A 20799-nucleotide genomic window follows, 5' to 3' on the forward strand; every position below is an offset into this window, starting at 1 on the left:
GCGTCATCGCGCGTTCGCCGGACGCTGCGTCTGCACGCGGCGGCGATACGCCCCGGGCGAAACGCCGGTGAGGCGCTTGAAGACGACGCACATGTATTCGTCGTGCTCGAAGCCGGTGAGCTCGGCGATTTTCTTCATCGGGAAATCCGTCTCGAAGAGCAGCTGCTTGATCTTGGAAATCTGCACGCGCCGGATCTCGGCCTGCGGCGAACGGCCGAGGAGGCTGCGGAACTTCCGCTCCAGCAGGCTGCGCGAGGCGCCGGTGATTTTCTGCAGCTGCGCCACGGTGACGCCGTGGCAGGCGTGCTCGCGGATGTGGCCGAGCGCGGCGGCGACGATGCGGTCCTCGATCGCGAGGACGTCGGTGGAGTAGCGCGGCACGACGGCGATCGGCTCGACGCGGATGTCGGTGGCGCTCGGCGTCTCGCCGCGCATGAGCTGGGCGAGGCACTCGGCCGCGAGGTAGCCGGATTGGAAGGCGTTGGTCGCGACGCTCGAGAGCGGCGGGTAAGCGAGTTCGCAGCGAATGGTCTCGTTGTTGGCGCCGAGCACGGCGACCTCCTCGGGCACGAGCAGGCCGGCGTTTTGCGCGGCGCTGACGACCTGCAGCGCGCGCAGGTCGTTGCAACACATCACGCCGACGGGTTTCGGCATGCCCTTGAGCCAGGCAGCGAGAGCGTCGGTCTGACTCTCGTCCCAGAACGGCGTGAGGTTGCCGGGATAATCGACGTCGAACACGTGGCAGCTGCGCCCGGCGAGCGCGAGCGCCTCGAGGAAGCCGTCGCGGCGCTCGCAGGCCCAGCCGTCGTTGCGAAAACCGCAGAAGGCGAAGTGGCGGTAGCCGCGCTCGAGGAAGTGCTCGGCGCCGTAGTGGCCGAGGGCGACGTTGTCCGGACGAATTTTCGGCACGCCGGGAAACGGCGGCACGTCGTTGAGATCGACGAGCGGGAGGCGCAACTGCCGGCACGACTCGACGAGCGCGGGCGTCGTGTGGCGGCTGATGACGCCGTCCCAGCGCTTGCTGCGCAACCACTGCGGGTCGATTTCGGCGCGCGCCTCATCGTCGAGGAACGCCGCCCACGGCCGGTGCGAACGCTCGTAGTGCGCGACGCCCTGGAGCATGGCGTTGCACTCCTCGAAGCGGGTGAGAAAAACGAGCAGGATCTGGGGTTTCACAGGACACGAAGGTGATCTCCGGGGCGGGAGCGGCGCGATCCGCGCGCCAAGGGCGGTCAGTCGTGGCGAGCGGAGCGCCGCAGGTCAAGGCGGCGGCGGCACCGCGATCAACGTCAACGCGGCGCGGTTTGCCGCTCGATCCACGCCTGCATCGCGTCCCATTGCTCGCTCGTGTAGGCGTGGCCGAGTTCGAGGGTGAGTTCGAGCGTCTTGGGCGCGGTGATGGCGTTGTAGGCGGCGTGCAGCGAAGTCGGCGTGACGATCTCGTCGTTGTAGCCCCACGTGTAGTAACCCGGCACGCGCAGCCGGCGCGCGAAGTTGACGGTGTCGTAATAGGCGGCGGTCGCGCACTTCGCCGGCGTGGCGTGCACCGAGGCGGCCAACTCTTCGGCGCTGAACGGCTGCAGCCGCCCCGTGCCGCGCCGGTGCAGCGCGGCGGGCGTCACGTCGCAAAACCCCGGATGCACGGCGACCACGCCCGTCACGCGCGGATCGAGCGCGGCCGTGACGATCGCGAGCCGCCCGCCCTGGCTCGAGCCGGCCGCGATGAGATTGCGTCCGTCCCACGAGGCGCGCGTGGCCAGAAAATCATTCGCCCGCACGCACCCGAGATAGACGCGGCGAAAGTAGAACGTCTCGCGATTATCGAGGTTGAACGTCGCGTAGTCCGACAGCGCCCCGGCGTAGAGGCGGTCGTAGACCTCCTTGGGCAAATTCACCGGGAGTCCGTGGATGCCGATCTCGAGCGTGATGAAACCGCGCGCCGCGGTGGATTTGTCGCCCGCATAGGGCCGCACGCCCGCGCCGGGCAGGCGGAGCAACGCGGGGTATTTCCCCGGCGCCTTCGGCTCGCACAGGATGCCGTAGATGCGCGACGGCCCGAGCCACTCGACGCCGATCGTGCGGAAGCTGACGTGGTAGACGTTCAACTCGTCCGTGCACGCCTCGGGCAGGAGCGTCACCTCGGGTTGCATCGGCACCGCGGCGAGTTCGCGGCGGCTCTTTTCCCAGAACGCGTCGAAATCCGTCGGATTCACCTGCGCCGACTGGACCCGCTCGGGCGCGAACGCCACGGTGGCCAGCCCGCGGTATTTGCGACCGCCGACTTCCGTCTCCGCGATGCAACGCAGGAAACCCGGCTCGCTCCGCGTGCCGCCGTCGATCGTCAATCCCTCCGCCGGCACTTCCGCACGCACGCGCGGGGCGCGCGTGTGCTCGGGCGCGACGGTGTAGGTGATCGCGGCGCCGGGCACCGGATGACCGTCCGCGCGCACCGCCACGCGGAAACGCACCGGCTCGCCGACCGTATACGTCCAATCGGCGCGGTCGGGCACGACTTCCACGCGCACCGTCGCGAGTCGGCGCTGCGCGGCCGGAGGCACGGGGGAGATTTCGAGCGCCGGGGAAGCGCCGACCGCGGCGAGCACGCCGCAGAGTGGAGCGACGCGGAACCACCCGGCCCAGGGCAACGCGATCGAAAAACGCATGGCGCCACGATGCCACACCGGCCCCGGCCGCGACATGAGAACCTTTGTCCGCGCCGCTGAGAACCGTGCGGACGCACCGCCGAGTCCGCGCCTGACACTTCCTGCGGAGTTGCGCCGCGCGCATCCGGGCCTACGTTGGCCGACGCATGTCCGCACCGGGCTACATCATCCAGGACCGCACGCCGAAGAAGCCCGCCTACCCGATTCGCGACGAGTTGCGCGGCTACTTGCGCCGCTACCGCCGCGAGCGCGACCTGCCCGTCACCTACGAGCGCCTGCGCGACTTCCACGAGGCGATGCCACTCGTCGACAACGACGGCAAAAACACCCTCTGGGACACCGTCGTCTACCGCGCCGAGGAAATGCAGACGATCAACGAGGGCCTGAAACGCATCTACGCCCTCCTGAAGGTCGACGGCGACTTCTCGGTGATGCAGCACCTCTACATCGACCGCGTGGATTTCTGTTCCTTCGGCAACTCGATGCCGTTCCGCGTGCGCATCGTGAACGCCTACAACGAAAACCCGGACTACTTCTACGTGAAGAAGGCCGACTCGTCGCGCGTCTACGGCCTCGAACTCGAGCACCTGCTTTCGCCCAACCGCCTGAATTTCCTCACCCACGGCAACACGCTCATCGAGGAACACATCGCCGGTGTGCCCGGCGACGTCTTCATCGAACGCTGGCTCGGCGACCCCACGCTGCGCCCGATCCGCATCGCAAAGGAGTTGGTGAAGTTCAACGAGCGCTGCTTCATCCGCCTGCTCGGCGACATGCGCAGCTACAACTTCGTCTTCGTCGTCACGCCCGACTTCGAGAGCGCGCAAATCCGCATCCGCGCGATGGATTTCGACCAGCAAAGCCATCACGCGCGGAAAAATTTCTACCTGCCGCAGTTCTTCAAGGACAACGGCCCGCTCGTGCAATTCTGCACCAAGCACCTGCACGCGAAGACTGCCTTCCAATACCAGCGCGAGGAACAGACGCTGATGCTGCAACGCGCCGAGCTCGCGAAAGCGCGCCTCGACGCCCTGCTCGACGCCATGTCGGTCGATCCGATCGCGCCGGACGAGAACGTCCACCAGCTCCGCGAAGGCCTCGCCGACCACTACGAATCGAAGGACTTCCTCGCCTGCACGACGATGGGCCAGCTCGTCCGCGAAAGCCTCGCCAAGACCCGCGCCCGCATCGAGCACGACGCCACCGGCCACCTGCCGCGGCCGTAGGAGGAGAAAAGCTCGCGCGCCCATCCGGCGCCGACATGAATCACGGCGCCCCGCGTCATGTCCACCGCCTCGTCGCCCAATCAGACTCCCGAGCAGGTCGCTCGCGACGCGATCGATGCCCAGCTCCGCGCCTCCGGCTGGACCGTGCAGTCGAAGGACGAGATCGATTTCCACGCCGGCGAAGGTCAGGCCGTCCGCGAATACTCCACCGACTCCGGCCCGGCCGACTACGTCCTCTTCGTCGATGGCAAACCGGTCGGCGTGATCGAGGCCAAGAAGGAAACGCTCGGCCAAACGATCACGACCGTGGAGGAGCAAACCGCCGACTACGCCGCCGCCAAATTGAAGTGGGTCCAATCCACCGGCGTGCCACTCCCGTTTCTCTACCAAGCCACCGGCGTCATCGTCCGCTTCACCGACCAGCGCGATCCCAAGCCCCGCTCGCGCGAAGTGTTCTCGTTCCACCGTCCCGAAACACTCCGCGAAAATCTCCGCCATCGCTCCCTCCGCGCCCGCCTTCACGATCTTCCCGCGCTCGACCCCACCGGCCTGCGCGCCTGCCAGATCGACGCCATCACGAATCTCGACGCCTCTCTCAAAGCCGCCAAGCCCCGCGCGCTCGTCCAGATGGCCACCGGCTCGGGCAAGACCTTCACCGCTATCACGTCGATCTACCGGCTGCTCAAGCACGCCCGCGTCCGCCGCGTGCTCTTCCTCGTCGACACACGCAACCTCGGCGAGCAGGCCGAGCAGGAGTTCCTCGCCTACACGCCGAACGACGACAACCGCAAGTTCACCGAACTCTACACCGTCACGCGCCTCGCTTCCTCCCACCTGCCGACCGACGCCGAGGTCTACATCTCCACCATCCAGCGGATGTATTCGATTCTCCAAGGCGAGGAGCTCGACGCCTCCGCCGAGGACGAAAATCCCGCCGAGCGCTCCGACCGCAAGCGCGAGCCCATCCCCGTCGCCTATTCCGCCGCCGTCCCGCCCGAGTTCTTCGATCTCATCGTCATCGATGAGTGCCACCGCTCGATCTACAACCTCTGGCAACAGGTCCTCGACTACTTCGACGCCTTCCTCGTCGGCCTCACCGCCACGCCCGACGCCCGCACCTACGGCTTCTTCCGCCAAAACGTCGTCTCCGAATACACCCACGAACGCGCCGTCGCCGACGGCGTCAACGTCCAGGGCGAGATCTACGTCATCGAGACCGACGTCTCCAAAAACGGCGGCACCGTCCTCAGAGGCCTCGTCGAGAAACGCGAAAAACTCACCCGCGCCCGCCGCTGGCAGCAGCAGGACCAGGACGAGGCCTACTCCGCCAAGAAACTCGACCGCGACATCGTCAACCCCTCGCAGCTCCGCACCGTCATCCGCACGTTCCGCGACCAGCTCCCTGAAATATTCCCCGACCGCCGCGACGCCGCCGGCGCCTTCGAGGTCCCCAAGACCCTCATCTTCGCCAAGACCGACTCCCACGCCGACGACATCATCAACCTCGTCCGCGAGGAGTTCGGCGAGGGCAACGCCTTCTGCAAAAAGGTCACCTTCGGCTCCGACCAGGGCGTCAAAAAGATCACCTTCACGCCCGGCTCCGACGAGCGCGTCGTCGCGGACGACTTCGTCATGCCGCCCGAGGACCCCAAGTCCGTCCTCTCCCAGTTCCGCAACGGCTACCACCCGCGCATCGCCGTCACCGTGGACATGATCGCCACCGGCACCGACGTGAAACCGCTCGAGTGTCTGCTCTTCCTGCGCGACGTGAAATCGAAGGGCTACTTCGAGCAGATGAAGGGCCGCGGCACGCGCACGCTCGACCTCGACGGCCTCCGCAAGGCCACGCCCAGCGCCAAGTCCGCGAAAACCCACTACGTCATCGTCGACGCCATCGGCGTCACCCGCTCCCTCAAGACCGACAGCCGCCCGCCCGTCACCCGCCCCACCGTCCCCTTCAAAGACCTCGCCATGGAGGTCGTTATGGGCGCGACCGATGCCGACACCGTTTCCTCCCTCGCCGGCCGCCTCGCCCGCATCGACCGCCAGCTCACCCCGCTGCAAAAACACGCCCTCGCCACCCGCATGGGCGGCACCACCGTCAGCCAGATTGTCGGCGCGCTCTTCCACGCGCTCGACGGCGACGCCATCGAGCAAAAAGCCCGCGAACTCGCCGGCGTCCCGCCCGCCGCCGACCCCGGCGACACCGCCCGCGAACGCGCCCAGCAGCAGCTCGTCGCCGCCGCCCGCGCCCCGCTCACCGGCGCCGTCGTCACCCAGATCGTCGCCTTCTGCACCGAAAACATGCAGACCATCGACCACGACACGCAGGACAAAGTCCTCCGCGCCGAGTGGGATGCCGACGCCCAGACCCGCGCCACCGCCTTCGTCTCCGACTTCGAGACCTTCTGCCGCGATCACCGCGACCGGCTCGACGCGCTCACGATCTACTACACCCAGCCCCAACGCCGCGCCCACGTCACCCTCGCGCAGATCCAGACCGTGCTCGACACCCTCCGCACCCACGCCCCGCGCCTCGCGCCCCACCGCGTGTGGGACGCCTACGCCCGTCTCGACGCCGTGCCGGACAACGCCCGCCCCCTCACCGAATTGACCGCCCTCGTCGCCCTCCTCCGCCGCGCCTGCGGCCTCGATCAAAAACTCACGCCCTTCGCCGACACCGTGCGCCGCAACTTCCGCGACTGGATCCTCCGCAAAAATGCGGGAAAACCCTTCAACGCCGAGCAGACCGCCTTCCTCCAACTCATCCGCGACCACGTGGCAACCGCCTGCCGCCTCGAACGCGAGGACCTCGACTACGCCCCCTTCGACGCCAAAGGCGGTCTCGGGAAAATGTATGAACTCTTCGGCGAACGCATGGACGCCCTCATCGAAGAAGCCAACCAGGAGCTGACGGCGTGAGTGACGAGTCCCTTCCGAATTCGTGGACCTCGATCAAGCTCGCCGAGGTCGGCCAATGGCGCGGCGGCGGCACGCCAAGCAAAGCTAATCCAGCCTTCTGGACGAACGGCACCATTCCTTGGGTTTCGCCCAAGGATATGAAGCAACCGCGACTGTCGACCGCTCAGGACCTGATCACCGAGTCGGCCGTAGAATCGTCGGCCACCAACCTCATCGCGGCGGGCTCAGTCTTGCTCGTCACGCGCTCCGGGATTCTGGCGCATTCGCTTCCAGTCGCGGTGAACCTTGTGCCTGTCGCGCTGAATCAGGACATCAAAGCTGTAACGCCTCACGAGATCACCGACGCTGAGTATCTCCGCCTGATTTTTCAGTGCTTCGAGCGCGATATTCTCAACACCTGTCGGAAAGGAGGAACCACGGTTCACAGCATCGAATTTCCTGCGCTCCAAGATTTCTCAATCCCCCTGCCGCCGCTGACCGAGCAGAAGCGGATCGTGGCGAAGATCGAGGAGTTGTTCAGCGAGTTGGAGGCCGGGGAGGAGAGTCTGCGGGTGGCGCGGCGGCAACTCGGCGTCTATCGCCAGTCGCTCCTCAAACAAGCCTTCGAGGGCAAGCTGACCGCCCAGTGGCGCACCCAAAACCCCGCCCAACTCGCACCCCCGGCGACTAACTCAGCTGATGGGCCTACAGCTGGATTGCCACCTGGTTGGATGAGATGCCGATTCGGCGACGTCGCTCGAATCCGAAATGGCTACGCGTTCAAAAGCGAATGGTTCAAAGATCGTCGTGAGAACCCGAGCGAAGTGCCGATAATTCGCCAATCCCAGCTACAGGGCGACACAGTCGACATTACCCACGCAGTCTACGTGGATGCCGCGTATTTGAGGCAGCATTCCGGTTTCACTCTTGTGAAGGGCGACATCCTCATCGGCATGTCCGGCTCGATCGGAAAAGTCTGTCGCTACGAGTTGGACGAAGTCGCGTTGCAGAACCAACGGACCGGCAAGATCGAGCTGTTCGAGCCCGAAGCGCATGATCCGCGGTTTCTTGGTCTTTTTTTGGCCACGGCCGAGCAGTCGCTGATCCGTCTGGCGAAGGGAATGGGGGTGCAGAATATCAGTTCCAAGGACATCGCGTCGCTTCCGTTCGTGCGTTGCTCCTTCCCCGAGCAACAGGAGATCGTGCGGAAGCTGGACGAGCAATTCGAGGTGATCGAGCGGAACGAGCGGGAGATCGACGCCGCGCTGAAGCGGAGCGAGGCCTTGCGGCAGGCGATCCTGAAAAAAGCCTTCACCGGCCGCCTCGTCCCCCAGATCGTCACCGACGAGCCCGCCTCCGCGTTGCTGGCCCGCCTCCACGCCGAGCGCGGCAGCCACTCCGCTCCTGCCCGTCGCGTGGCCGCCGCAAAAGCGAGCCGCGGCCCCACGCAACCGGAGCCCGATCTTTTCCCCGAGATCGCGGCCTTTAAGCCGCTCGGCAAAACCGACCTCCAGGCCGGCATCGTCGCCCTGGCCATCGACCGCTTCGACCGGCGGAAACAGTTCCTCGGCCACACCAACGCCGAGAAGATCGTCCATCTGGCTGACGCGTTGGTCGACTTGCAGCTCGACCGCCATCCGGTGAAGGACGCCGCCGGTCCGAACGACTTCCGCCGGGCCAAACAGATCGAGCACCGGGCGCGCGCGAAGGGCTGGTTCACCGTAACGCATGACGGCCCGGTTTATCACTACCATGCCGGCCGCAACCTGCCGGCCTTGCTTATCGCCACTGAGCGCACACTTGGTCCCAAGTTTGCCATCGTCGAGAATCTGTTGGAGCAGCTGCACGTCCTGAAGGACACCAAGGCCATAGAGATCTTCGCCACCGTTTACGCCGCCTGGAACAACCTGCTCCTGCGCCAGACGCCGATCACCGACGAAGCTATCGTCACCGAAGCCCGCGAGAACTGGCACAGGCGAAAGCTGGACATCCCCCGGAATCGCTTCTTCGGCGCGATCGCATGGATGACGCAGCACGGCTTTGTCCCCAAGGGCACCGGTCAGTTGGTCGCCAGCCAAAAGCAGCAAGCCATTTTGCCTTAATTCGACCAAAAGCGACTAAACATCAGTCGGTTAGCATCAATCGCGCAAGAATCGCTTATGGCGAATATGGCGTTTATAGCGTTTAAGCACTTGAATTCGTGCCTCCGCTGACGATGTTTGCCCCACTATGCTCACCACCCGAAACAACCGCCTGGACCCGTCCCTGATCCCGGAGGAGCAGCTGGCCGAGCTGGCTAAGCTTTTTGCCAAGCCAGATCACATCGCCCTGATCGACGCGCAAGGCCATCGGACGCACCTGCCGGAGGCCTTGTTCGCCCACTTCGCCCGCATCGTGCGGCTGATGTCCGAGAAGAAGGCTATCGTGCTCGTGCCGGAAGACGAAGCGTTCACCACCCAAGCTGCCGCCAACTACCTCGGCGTCTCGCGGCAGCATCTGGTCGATCTCCTGGAGAACAAGGAAATCCCTTACCACAAGGTCGGCACGCACCGCCGCGTGACGTTCAAGGACTTGCTCGCCTACGAACGCACGCGCGACACCACGCGCCGCGAGGCGCTCAACAAGCTCGCCGCCGCCGCCGAAGCCGCCGGCGTTTACGATTCCGACTACACCGGGAAAAAATGAGAGCGGACTACCGGGTCTTTCTCGACGCATGCGTGCTCGCCAACTTCGGCGTGTGCGACCTGCTGCTGAGATTGTCCGAGCGTCCGCGCCTGATCGTGCCGCATTGGTCGGAAGAGGTGCTCGCCGAAGTGCAACGCACGCAGCTGAGGGATCTCCAGTGGCCGCCGCCGCTAGCCGAGACGTTCCAGACCGAGATCCGCACGGCGTTTCCCGACGCGGTAGTGACCGGCTACGAAAACCTGCTGCCGGCGCTGACGAACCACGAAAAAGACCGGCATGTGCTCGCCGCCGCGATCCGGGGAAACTGCCCGCTCATCGTCACGTTCAACCTGAAGCATTTTCCAGTCGCGGCCCTGCAGCCTTGGAACCTCGCCGCGAGCCACCCGCAAGACTACCTGCTGGTCCTCTACGAAATGGAGCCCAAACAAGTGACCGCGTGCCTCGGCGCCATCGCCGGCAAGCGCAAGCTTGAGGTGCAGGACGTGTTGATCCGCCTCGGCAAGACGCTCCCGGATTTTTCACAGCGCCTCCTAGACGATCTGACCTGAGCAAACCGCGTTTACGTCCTTTCATATCCGTGTCCTCCGTGTAATCCGCAATTAAGTCTTCATGACCACCGACAGCATCATCTCCAAGGTCTGGTCCTTCTGCCACACGCTGCGCGACGACGGTGTGGGCTACGGCGACTACCTGGAGCAGCTCACCTATCTCATCTTCCTCAAGATGGCGGACGAATACTCGCAGCCGCCGCACCGCCGGAAAGTCGGAGTGCCCGCGCGCTTCGCGTGGCCGGTCATGCGTCCGCTCAAGGGCGCCGAGCTCGAGGTCCACTACGTCGAGGCGCTGCGCGAACTCGGCACGCAGAAGGGCATGCTTGGACAGATTTTCACCAAGGCGCAGAACAAGATCCAGGACCCCGCCAAGCTCGCCCGCCTGATCGAGATGGTGGACAACGTCACCTGGACCACGCTCGACGCCGACACCAAGGGCGACATCTACGAAGGCATCCTCGAAAAAAACGCCGAGGACACCAAGTCCGGCGCCGGCCAATATTTCACGCCCCGCGCGCTCATCAAGGCGATGGTCGCGTGCGTCGCACCGGAGCCCGGCAAAACCATCGCCGACCCCGCGTGCGGCACCGGCGGCTTCTTCCTCGCGGCCTACGACCACCTCAAGAATCTGCCGCTCACGCCCACGCAGAAGCGTTTCCTCAAGAACGAGACCTTCCACGGCAACGAGATCGTCGCCGGCACGCGCCGCCTGTGCCTGATGAATCTCTTCCTCCACAACATCGGCGAGATCGATGGCGAGACCCGCGTCGCCTCGACGGATGCGCTCATCGCCGCGCCGGCGGAGACGCACGACTACGTCCTCGCCAATCCGCCCTTCGGCAAGAAGAGCTCGATGACCTTCACCAACGAAGAAGGCGAACAAGAGAAGGAAGACCTCGTCTACAACCGGCAGGATTTCTGGGCCACGACGTCGAACAAGCAGCTCAATTTTCTCCAGCACATCCGCTCGCTCCTCAAAACCACCGGCCGCGCCGCCGTGGTGCTGCCCGACAACGTCCTCTTCGAAGGCGGCGCCGGTGAGACCGTGCGCCGGAAGCTGATGGAGACGGCAGAACTGCACACGATCCTGCGCCTGCCGACCGGGATTTTCTACGCCAACGGTGTGAAGGCCAACGTGCTCTTCTTCGATAACCGCCCCGCGAGCAAGGACACCGCGACGAAGGAGGTCTGGTATTACGACTACCGGACCAACATCCACCACACGCTGAAACGAAAGCCGCTGCGCCTCGAAGACCTCGCCGACTTCATCGCCTGCTACAACCCGGAGAACCGCCACAAGCGGAAGGAGACGTGGCACGCGGAGAAGAATCCGACGGGCCGCTGGCGGAAGTTCACCCACGCCGAACTCGCCGCGCGCGACAAGACGAGCCTCGACCTCTTCTGGCTGAAAGACGACAGCCTCGCCGACCTCGACAACCTGCCCGAGCCCGCCGATCTCGCGGAGGAGATCATTGAAAACATCGAGGCAGGTCTCGCGAATTTCCGCACCGTCGCCGCATCGCTGGGTAAGTCAGCGTCCTAGCGAAACCCGACCGCTCGCGGCCGAGCGCTCCCGCGCCCGGAAGCGCACGCTCCTCGCTCACCCCTGCGGCACGATCTTCTCCAGCGCGAGCGTCACTGCGGCGGTGCGGTTTTCCACGCCGAGCTTCACGAACGTGCTTTCGAGGTGCTTCTTCACCGTTGTGAGCTGGATGCCGAGGATCGTGCCGATTTCCGGATTCGTCTTCCCCTGCACCACCCACGACAAAATCTCCGCCTCGCGCGGCGTCAGGCCGAGCGCCTTCTCCAGCGCGGCGGGCGTCGCGTCCGCCACCGAAGCGGAGCGGCCGGAGCCCGTTTGCTTGCGCCGACGCAGGCGCGCCGCGACCGCGGAAATCAAATCCGCCGGCTCGACCGGCTTCACGAGATAGTCGTCCGCGCCGAGATTCATGCCCGCGCGCAGATCCTCCTTCTCGCCCCAGCCGGTGAGGAAAATGAACGGCGTCGCCGCGGTCGTGGCCTCCTCGCGCAACGCCTGCAACACGCGGTGCCCGTTCATCTCGGGCATGGTGATATCGCACACGACGAGGTCGGGCTTCTCCCTCAACGCGAGCGCGACGCCTTCGCGGCCGTTGTGCGCCTCGATCGTTTGGTAGCCTTCGGAGGAGAGCAGCGCGGCGATTTGCCGGCGCATCTTCGCATCGTCGTCGATCACGAGGATTTTTTCCACGCGCGGAGATTGGTCAGCCGCTGCGCCGAAGTAAAGCGGGCAGCGCTGCGCCAAGCGTCCCGATAACGGGAAAAAATTCCTAGCCGACCGGCCCGCGCCCGCTGGCCAATACCGCGGCGCAACGCGGCGCGCTATCCTCGCCGCAACAAATCCGTCCTCCCTCCACGCCATGACGCCCCAGGAAAATCTTCTCGTCCGCCAATCGTTCGCCAAGGTCGTGCCCTTCGCCGACCAGGCGGCCGCGATTTTCTACGCGCGTCTCTTCGAACTCGATCCGTCGCTCCGCGCGCTCTTCCGCGGCGACATGGCGGCGCAGGGCAAGAAGCTCATGCAGGCCATCGGCTACTGCGTCGGCAGCCTCGACCGCCTCAACACCCTCGTCCCCGTCGTCCGCGAGATGGGCCTGCGCCACGGGGGCTACCAGGTGCGCGACGATCACTACGACACCGTCGGCGCCGCGCTGCTCTGGACGCTCGAAAAAGGACTCGGCGCCGACTTCACCGCCGAAACGCGCGCCGCGTGGGCCAAGGTCTATTGGATCCTCGCCGAGACGATGAAAGCCGGCGCGCGCGACGGCGCGGCGCAACAGGCCCGCGTCGCCTGACACCGCTTCGCCCGCCCGCCGTTTTCCTTCTCCCGATGCATTCCGCCCTCGAAGCCGCCCCGATCGAAGCCCCGCTCCCCGCCTGGGCCTGCGTCGCGGCGATCGTCCAAGCCTCGTTGTTCTTCGCCAGCCTGACGCTGGTCTTTCTCACCTGATTTTCCCGATCGACGGACACACACACCGCCCGACTCCACGCTCCCGTCATCATGAAAACTACGAACACCCTCCTCCTTGCCGCCGGCCTCCTGGCCGTCGCTCCCGTTCTCTCCGCGCAAGCGCCGGCCGAAAACGCCGCCGTCACGCGCGGCCGCTACCTCGTGGAGAACGTCATCGGCTGCGCCGACTGCCACTCGCAGCGCGACCAGCGCGGCCAGATCATTCCCGAAAAGCACCTCATGGGCGCGCCGCTGCCGTTCGCCCCGACCGTGCCGATGCCCGCCTGGGGCGCCGTGACGCCCGCAGATCGTCGATCTGCCCGGCTACACCGACGCCCAAGCCGCGACGCTCTTCATGACCGGCGTGAAACCCGACGGCTCGATGCCGCGCCCGCCGATGCCGCAGTTCCGCCTCAGCGAGGAGGACGCACGCGCCGTCGTCGCCTACCTCCGCGCGTTGAAGAAATAACTTTCGCTTCCGGTGGGCGCGCAGCGCTCGCCGGCCAACAACAGGGGTAACACTCGGGGCGCGGGCGGTCACCGCTCGCGCCCCGAACACCACTGCCGCCATGACTCCCATTCTCGACCAGATTTCCAAATCCAACTTCGCGTCCATCGACGGCGGCCTGCTCGTCATCGCCGGGTGCATCGCGCTCGTTTCCGTGCTGCTCGTCAGCCTGAACGCGCCGCGTCGGCGCGAGCGGTAGGACCGGTCTCCGACCGGCCCAAAGCCGCGAGCGTCAGCGGATCCGCGAAGCATGCGGTAGGGCGGGACCGCTGGGCCCGCCGCAACCCATTCGCGGCGCGCCCAGCGGTCGCGCCCTACCTATTCAACCTCGTTCGCCGCCTCCGCCCTCCGTCCTTCGCTTCCGGCATTGCCCGCGCGCCCCACCCGGCAAAGATGCCCACCCGCATGGCCGACCCGCGCCCCGCCTCCGCTCCGCCCATCGCCGCTCACGAGAACGTCCTCCGCGCGTTCCTCGCCAGTCCGGCCATGCTCGCGGTCACGCGGCTGAGCGACGGCTTGTTGCTCGACGCCAACGCCGCGTTCCTCGCCGCCGGCGATCTCACGCGCGAGCAGGCGATGGGCCGCGCCATCACCGACCTCGGCATCTGGATCGAGGACGACCGTCGCGTCGAATACCGCCGCCGCCTCATCGCCGAGGGCCGCGCCCGCGACTTCGAGGCGCGTTTCCGCAATCGCAAAGGCGTCGAGCGCGATATGGTGCTCAACGCCGAGGTCGTGGACATCGACGGCGAGAAATGCGTCGTCGTCATCGGCCTCGACATCACCAGCCGCCGCCAGCGCGAGCGCGAACAGGATGCCGTTTACCGCATTTCCGAGGCGACGAATTCCACCACCGACCTCGCGACGCTGTTCAAGAAACTGCACGAGATCATCGGCGGCCTCATGCCGGCGGGAAACCTCTTCTTCGCCCTCGTCAGCCCCGACGGCCGCGAGGTTTCCTTCCCCTACTACGAGGACGAATGCTCGCAACGCCCCGCCCCGCGCCCGCGCGGCAAGGGCCTGACCGACTACGTCATCGACTCGAAGAAGCCGCTCCTCGCCCGCACCGAGGAACTCATCCAGATCCTCGCCGGCCAGGGCTACAAGCCCACCGGCACGCCATCCGCCGTCTGGCTCGGCACGCCGCTCATCGTCGAGGGCCGCGCCATCGGCGTCGTGGCGGTGCAGGACTACCGCGACGAGACCGTTTACGGCGAGGAGGCGAAGCGCCTGCTGACGTTCGTCGCCGGCCAGGTCGCCAGCGCCGTCGAACGCCGCCGCAGCGAGGCGATCCAGCGCGAGTCGCAGGACTATTTCACGAAATCCTTCCACGCCAGCCCGGCGCTGATGCTCCTCGCCGATCTCGCCACCGCAAAGATCCTCGAGACGAACGCCGCGTTCCTGCGCGCCTCGGGCTTCGCGCGCGAGGAAGTCATCGGCCGCACCTCGGTCGACCTCGGCGTCTGGGCCGACAATCTCGAACGCGAGCGCGTCATCGCCGAGCTGCGCGCCCGCGGCTTCGTCCACGGCTACGAAACGGTCTTCCACAACAAGCAGGGCGAGCCGCGCTACGTGCTGCTCAACGCCGACATCTTCGAACTCGGCGGCCGGCCGGCCATGCTCATCACCGCCATCGACCTCACCGAGCGCCGCCGGCGCGAGCAGGTGCAGGAGGCCACGTATCGCATCTCGCGCGCCGTGCTCTCGGGCGGCGACCTGCAGGCGTTGTTCGCCGAGGTGCACCGCATCGTCGCCGGACTGATGCCGGCGCGGAATTTCTACATCGCGCTGCTCAGCGCCGACGGCCGCAGCGTCTCGTTCCCCTACTTTTCCGACCAGCACGACAGCGACAGGACGCAGACCCCGCTCGCACGCCCGCTCGGCCTCGGCTTCACCGAATACGTCATCCAATCCGGCCGGCCCACGCTCATCGCGCAGGCCGACCTGACGAAAATCCTCTCTGCGCGCGGCGACTACCGGCCGCCCGCCACCGCGCCGCTCGTGCGCCTCGGTGCGCCCATGCTCATCGACGGACGCCCGATCGGCGCGCTGGCGTTGCACGACTACGAGAACGCCCACGCCTACACCGCCGACGACCTCGCGCTGGTCGACTTCGTCGCGCAACAGGCCGCGGCCGCCGTCCGCCGCCGCGAAGCCGAGCAGGCGCTCGCGCGCGCCGAGCGCCAGTTCCGCGGCATCTTCGAGAACGCCGTCGAAGGCCTCTACCAATCGACGCCGAGCGGCCGCTTCCTCCGCGTGAACCCCGCGCTCGCCACGATGCTCGGCTACGATTCGTCCGAGCAGATGATCACCGCGGTCAACGACATCGGCGCGCAGTTCTACATCCAGCCCGGGCGGCGGGAGGATTTTCTCCAGCTCATCCAGACCGCGGACGAGCTCAGCGACTTCGAATCGGAAATCCTCCGCCGCGACGGCTCGCGCGTGTGGGTCTCCGAATCCGTGCGCGTCATCCGCCGCCCGAACGGCGAGCCCGACCACTTCGAGGGCGTCGTCATCGACATCACCGCGCGCCGCGAGGCCGACCGCGTGCTGCGCGCCGCCAAGGAGGCCGCCGACGAGGCGAGCCGCGCCAAGACTCAGTTCCTCGCCAGCATGAGCCACGAGCTGCGCACGCCGCTCAACGGCATCCTCGGCTACACGCAAATCCTCCGCCGCGACACGACGCTGACCGAGAAGCAGCGCGGCGGCCTCTCCGTCATCCATCAATCGGCCGAGCACCTCCTCGCGCTCATCAACGACGTGCTCGACCTCGCCAAGATCGAGGCGCGCAAACTGGAGCTGCATCCCGCGGAGTTCGGGTTGCCGGAATTCTGCCAGAGCGTGGCCGAGGTGTTCGCGCCGCGCGCCCGCGAAAAGGACCTGCGGCTCGAGACCGCCTTCGCCGCAGACCTGCCGCGCACGGTGATCTGCGACGCCCAGCGCCTCCGGCAGGTGTTGTTCAACCTGCTCAGCAACGCCGTGAAATTCACGCAGCGGGGCGGCGTCGTGTTCTCGATCGAACGCGCGATGTTCGGCGCGGTGCGCTTTTCCGTCAGCGACACCGGCCCCGGCATCGCCGAGGCGGACCAGGCGAAGCTGTTCGAACCGTTCGCGCAGCTCGGCGACGAGCGCCAGCGCGCCGGCGGCACCGGCCTCGGCCTCAACGTCAGCCGCAGCATCGTCGAGCAGATGGGCAGCCGCCTGCACGTCGAGAGCCGCATCGGCTGGGGCACGCGCTTCTGGTTCGACCTGATCCTGCGCGAGAGCGACAGCGTGGCCGCGCCCGCCGGCTCGACTTCGCCGTGGCGCCTCACCGGCTACGAAGGGACGCGCCGCCGCGTGCTCATCGCCGACGACCATGAGCCGAACCGCGTGCTGTTGCTCGACCTCCTCCAGCCGCTCGGTTTCGAAATCGTCACCGCGCAGGACGGCGATGAGGCCGTGCGCATCGCGCTCGAGACGAAGCCGCACCTCGCGTTGCTGGACGTGCGCATGCCGCACGTCGACGGCCTCGCCGCCGCGCGCCTCATCCGCGAGAAACTCGGCGAGGCGGCGCCGGTCTGCGTCGCGATTTCCGCCAGCGCGCACGACCAGCAACACGCCAACGCCCTCGCCGCCGGCTGCGTCGCGTTCCTCGCCAAACCGTTCAAGGACGACGAACTCTTCGTGCTCATCGGCCGCCACCTCGGCCTGACGTGGAAGCTCAGCGACACCGCCGCGCCGAGCGAGACCCACGCGCCGTTCCCGTCGCTGCCGTTCCCGCCCACGCCCGCGCAGGCGGACCAGCTCTTCGAGCTCGCCAGTTCGGGCGACGTCGCCGCCGTGCGCGCGTTCGTGCAGAAGATGTCCGCCGAAGACCCGCGCCTCTCCGCCTTCGCACAGCAAATCACGGAGCTGGCGGCGCGGTTCAAAATGAAAGCCATCCGCAACCTCGTCGCGCGCTACCGCACGCCCCTCGAAGAACAACCGGCGAAAAACTGACCTCCATGGCGAAACCCACCCGCCGTCTCTCAATCGTTCTCGTTCCTCATTCTCTTTCTCGTTCTCCGTTCCTTACGAGCCGAGAGAACGAGAACGAGTAAGAGAACGAGAACGATTCTCTCGCCGCCGCTCATTTTCCGCTGACATGCCCGAGACCATCCTCCTCGTCGACGACATCCCCGCCAACCTCAGCGTGCTCGCAGAATGCCTGAGCGAAGCCGGCTACGCGCTGCTCGTGGCCGAGGACGGCGAGGACGCCCTCGCGCTCACCGCGCGCAACGCCCCCGACCTGATCCTGCTCGACGTGATGATGCCCGGGATCGACGGCTTCGCGACCTGCCGCCGGCTCAAGGAGCGCGCCGAGACGCGCGACATCCCGGTGATTTTCATGACCGCGCTGACCGACACCGCGGAAAAGCTGAAAGCCTTCGAGGCAGGCGCGGTCGACTACATCACCAAGCCGATTCAGCACGAAGAAGCGCTCGCGCGCGTGAACACGCACCTCACGATCCGCCGCCTCCGCCGCGAACTCGAGCAGCAGCTCGCCTTGAAGGAGCGCTTCATGCGTGTGGCGAGCCACGACCTCCGCAATCCCCTTTGCCTGATCCTCATGTCCGGCGAGCTCGCGAAACGCAAAGGCGCCTCGCCCGAAGTGACCGAGTATCTCGAGAGCATCCACGACTCCGCGAAACAGATGCAGCGCATCGTCGACACGTTCCTGAACCTCCGGCGCTCCGGCGCGCAGACGGGCTCCGATCGTTGCGACCTGAATCTCCTCGCCGCCGCCGTCGTCGCCCAGCAGGAACCCGCCGCCGAGATCAAGCACACGACTCTCTCCCTCGAACTCACGGAAGCGCTGCCGCCTGTCCGCGCCGATGCGGGCCACGCTTATCAGGCGCTCACGAACTACGTGAGCAACGCACTCAAGTTCACGCCGCGCGGCGGTCATGTCGTGGTGCGCACCCGCGGGGCCGGCCTGCGCGCGCGTGTCGAGGTGGTCGATTCCGGTCCCGGCGTGCCCGCGGCGGAGCGGCCGGCGCTGTTCACGGAGTTTGCGCGCCTCTCCCCGCGGCCGACGGGCGGCGAAGAGAGCCACGGCGTCGGCCTGAGCATCGTGAAGCAACTGGTCGAGTCCCTGGATGGCGCGGTCGGGGCGGAGTTTCCGTCCGAGGGCGGCGCGGTATTTTGGTTCGAGTTGCCGATCGGTGGCGTCTGACGACCGAGCGATGTCGTAAGGAGGACATTTGCTTGCGCCCGGGAGGCCATTAGGGTGTTTTCCCGGCGGCCCAGCCACCCCTGTGCTCCTGCTTCTGCGAAGCTTTCTGTTTGCGTGCCTGTTTCCCGCCGTAGTTGCGGGCTGGGTGCCTATTGTGATGTTCGAGCGTCATCCCGTGTGGCTCGAGGAATCGCTGGGCTGGCACGAGTATACGGCAATCGCCTTGGCCGCCTTTGGGCTCGGCAGCTATTTCCAGTGCGCGTGGCATTTCCTGCAAAAAGGCCGCGGCACGGTGGCGCCGTTCGACTCGCCGCGGAAGCTCGTCCAACGCGGCCTGTATCGCTGGGTGCGCAATCCGATGTATATCTCGCTCGGGTTGATCGTCGCGAGCGAGGTGATCTATTTCGAGTCGTGGCGCATCGCGCTCTACCTGCTCTGCCTCGCGTGCGTCGCGCAGATCGCGGTCGTGCTCCACGAGGAACCGGAACTGGGCTTTCGCTTCGGCGCGATGTATGAGGACTACAAGCGCATCGTGCCGCGCTGGATCCCGCGCCGTCCGCGTGAATCCGCCTTCGCGCCCGATCCGGGCAACGTGGGACGCTGAGCGCGCCCCGGGGCCGTCGCCCGCTCGCGGGTTCAGTCGATCCGGCCTTCGTCGAAATCCATCAGGTCCGCGACGCTGAGGATTTGGTCCACGCGGTCGGCGCAACCCATGTTGGTCAGCGCCTCTTTCAGGAAATCGCGGCCGCTCGCGGTCATGCCTTTCTGGACGTATTCGCGGTTCCATTTCGCCACGCGCAGGTCGGCCGGGAAAAGGGTCTTCAGTTTCGCGTCGATCTCCTCGTCGGAAGACGACTCGAACACGATCTTCTCCACCGCCGCCGGGTCGATGCCGAGGTGGAGAGAGAGGAAGCGATCCATCCCGCGCTTGTAGTTCTTCGCGTAGCTGGGCGGGAGCGCGCCGTGCTGCTTCACGTATTTCGCCTTCGCAAGGAAACGCGGCAAGTGCAGCAGGCCGGTCGCCGCGTGCGGCACGTAGGGCGAAGGCAGGCACGTCAGCACGTCGCCGCTGGAGCCGGGGATGGGTTTCGAGGGCATCGGTGCACAGCCAACTTATCCGCCGCCGACTGGCAAGCGCGCGGGTGACCCTAGAACTCCCAACGCACGCCCGCACCCGCGCCGGCTTCCCAGCGGGCGTAGTCCGCGATGCCGGGCTCCGTGCTGTCGCGGCGCTCGTGACTCACGAAGACGCGCAGTTCGCACCGCTCGCGCCACGCGTAGATCAACTCGGCACCGAGCGAGCCGGTGACGTCGCGGCGCGAGCGGTCGGCATGAGTGTAGCCGGTCGCGAGGGCGCGCGCGGTGGCGCGCCAGGAGAGTTTGCCGCGCACCGGCTGCTGCCAGGCCGCCGTCAGGCCGGCTTCGGCGCGGTCGTTCCAGCTCCGCGGCAGCAAGCCGTAGGTGTCGGTGACCGACCAGCGCCGGGTGAGATCGACGCCGAGCAGGAGGATCGACTGGCGCGCCAGGCTCCATTGCCGATAGACGGCGGCATCCCACGCGAGCTCGCGATAAAAGGTGCGGTGCGCGCTGCGATTGTGGAGCAGCGTGCCTTGGAGCGAGCTGGCGGCGAGCCATGGGCCGCGTTGCCAAGTCGCGCGAGTGTGCGCGCCGAGCAGGTCGAAGTTGTTTCGGTCGACCTGGAGGAAATCGATCACCCGGTCGTCGCCGCCCGCGAGACCGTAGCGGAAAACCTGCCCGTGCGCGCCGGCGGAGAGGCGCAACCGGCCTTCAGCGAACGCACGGTCGAGGCAATGCACGTCGCCGCCGAGCTGGAAGGACGACACCGTCGTCTGTCCGGGATTGGTCTCGGTGAACGTGGTGTTGTCGGTCCACGAGGCATCGACGCGCGACCACAGCGTGAAACGCGCGGCGCGCGCGGCCGCGGGCTGGAGCAGGTATTGCGGACCGGTGTCGTCGAGCTCGCCGCGGTAGATTTCCTCGACCGCCGCGGAGCGCTCGGCGGCGAACAGGCCGAGCGGCAGCAAGGCGAGGAGGAGAGAGCGAAGTGACAGGGACATC

The 20799-nt window shown here is 66.5% G+C and carries 17 protein-coding genes; 12 read left to right on the forward strand and 5 right to left on the reverse strand.

Annotated elements, in window-relative coordinates; all coding sequences use genetic code 11:
* Positions 1-3 precede the first annotated feature (3 nt).
* Both HZA32_08910 and HZA32_08915 read right to left on the reverse strand, forming a co-directional pair.
* Positions 4-1122, reverse strand: a complete 1119-nt coding sequence (locus HZA32_08910; protein MBI5424197.1) for a DNA-binding transcriptional regulator — start codon at positions 1120-1122, stop codon at positions 4-6.
* Between the two features lie 167 nt (positions 1123-1289).
* Positions 1290-2663, reverse strand: a complete 1374-nt coding sequence (locus tag HZA32_08915) for an acetylxylan esterase (protein ID MBI5424198.1) — start codon at positions 2661-2663, stop codon at positions 1290-1292.
* 146 nt (positions 2664-2809) lie between these two features.
* Here HZA32_08915 and HZA32_08920 point away from each other — a divergent pair, with 146 nt between their 5' ends.
* The 6 genes from HZA32_08920 to HZA32_08945 all read left to right on the forward strand — a co-directional run bounded on the left by HZA32_08920 (position 2810) and on the right by HZA32_08945 (position 11569).
* Positions 2810-3889, forward strand: a complete 1080-nt coding sequence (locus tag HZA32_08920) for a hypothetical protein (protein MBI5424199.1) — start codon at positions 2810-2812, stop codon at positions 3887-3889.
* A 57-nt stretch (positions 3890-3946) separates the two neighbouring features.
* Complete coding sequence (locus HZA32_08925) at positions 3947-6811, forward strand: DEAD/DEAH box helicase family protein (protein MBI5424200.1); 2865 nt, start codon at positions 3947-3949, stop codon at positions 6809-6811.
* Positions 6808-8892, forward strand: a complete 2085-nt coding sequence (locus HZA32_08930) for a restriction endonuclease subunit S (GenBank protein MBI5424201.1) — start codon at positions 6808-6810, stop codon at positions 8890-8892. The genes HZA32_08925 and HZA32_08930 overlap by 4 nt, the downstream gene beginning before the upstream one ends.
* A gap of 301 nt (positions 8893-9193) precedes the next feature.
* On the forward strand, positions 9194-9475 hold the full coding sequence (locus HZA32_08935; GenBank protein ID MBI5424202.1) for a helix-turn-helix domain-containing protein: 282 nt from the start codon (positions 9194-9196) through the stop codon (positions 9473-9475).
* A complete protein-coding gene (locus HZA32_08940; protein MBI5424203.1) occupies positions 9472-10023 on the forward strand; it encodes a PIN domain-containing protein in 552 nt (183 codons plus the stop codon). The genes HZA32_08935 and HZA32_08940 overlap by 4 nt, the downstream gene beginning before the upstream one ends.
* A gap of 61 nt (positions 10024-10084) precedes the next feature.
* On the forward strand, positions 10085-11569 hold the full coding sequence (locus HZA32_08945; protein MBI5424204.1) for an SAM-dependent DNA methyltransferase: 1485 nt from the start codon (positions 10085-10087) through the stop codon (positions 11567-11569).
* A gap of 57 nt (positions 11570-11626) precedes the next feature.
* Here HZA32_08945 and HZA32_08950 read toward each other — a convergent pair whose 3' ends face one another.
* Complete coding sequence (locus HZA32_08950; GenBank protein ID MBI5424205.1) at positions 11627-12256, reverse strand: response regulator transcription factor; 630 nt, start codon at positions 12254-12256, stop codon at positions 11627-11629.
* A 169-nt stretch (positions 12257-12425) separates the two neighbouring features.
* Between HZA32_08950 and HZA32_08955 the strand changes: the two genes are divergently transcribed.
* The 6 genes from HZA32_08955 to HZA32_08980 all read left to right on the forward strand — a co-directional run bounded on the left by HZA32_08955 (position 12426) and on the right by HZA32_08980 (position 19324).
* Positions 12426-12860 carry a hemin receptor gene (locus HZA32_08955; protein ID MBI5424206.1) on the forward strand — a complete coding sequence of 145 codons (435 nt, stop codon included), beginning with the start codon at positions 12426-12428 and terminating at the stop codon, positions 12858-12860.
* Between the two features lie 510 nt (positions 12861-13370).
* Entirely contained in the window at positions 13371-13484 is a 114-nt protein-coding gene (locus HZA32_08960; protein ID MBI5424207.1) for a c-type cytochrome, read from the forward strand.
* Between the two features lie 100 nt (positions 13485-13584).
* Positions 13585-13722 carry a hypothetical protein gene (locus HZA32_08965; protein MBI5424208.1) on the forward strand — a complete coding sequence of 46 codons (138 nt, stop codon included), beginning with the start codon at positions 13585-13587 and terminating at the stop codon, positions 13720-13722.
* Positions 13723-13928: 206 nt separating this feature from the next.
* The gene (locus HZA32_08970; protein MBI5424209.1) at positions 13929-17504 is read left to right on the forward strand and encodes a PAS domain S-box protein; all 3576 of its coding nucleotides are present in this window, start codon (positions 13929-13931) and stop codon (positions 17502-17504) included.
* Positions 17505-17649: 145 nt separating this feature from the next.
* Positions 17650-18720 carry a hybrid sensor histidine kinase/response regulator gene (locus tag HZA32_08975; GenBank protein MBI5424210.1) on the forward strand — a complete coding sequence of 357 codons (1071 nt, stop codon included), beginning with the start codon at positions 17650-17652 and terminating at the stop codon, positions 18718-18720.
* Between the two features lie 157 nt (positions 18721-18877).
* A complete protein-coding gene (locus HZA32_08980) occupies positions 18878-19324 on the forward strand; it encodes an isoprenylcysteine carboxylmethyltransferase family protein (GenBank protein MBI5424211.1) in 447 nt (148 codons plus the stop codon).
* Between the two features lie 32 nt (positions 19325-19356).
* Here HZA32_08980 and HZA32_08985 read toward each other — a convergent pair whose 3' ends face one another.
* Together HZA32_08985 and HZA32_08990 are read right to left on the reverse strand one after the other, a co-directional pair.
* Entirely contained in the window at positions 19357-19818 is a 462-nt protein-coding gene (locus HZA32_08985) for a DUF5069 domain-containing protein (protein ID MBI5424212.1), read from the reverse strand.
* 50 nt (positions 19819-19868) lie between these two features.
* Positions 19869-20798 carry a hypothetical protein gene (locus HZA32_08990; protein MBI5424213.1) on the reverse strand — a complete coding sequence of 310 codons (930 nt, stop codon included), beginning with the start codon at positions 20796-20798 and terminating at the stop codon, positions 19869-19871.
* Between the last annotated feature and the right edge of the window lies 1 nt (position 20799).

This window comes from Opitutia bacterium (assembly GCA_016217545.1).
Taxonomy (GTDB): domain Bacteria; phylum Verrucomicrobiota; class Verrucomicrobiia; order Opitutales; family Opitutaceae; genus Didemnitutus.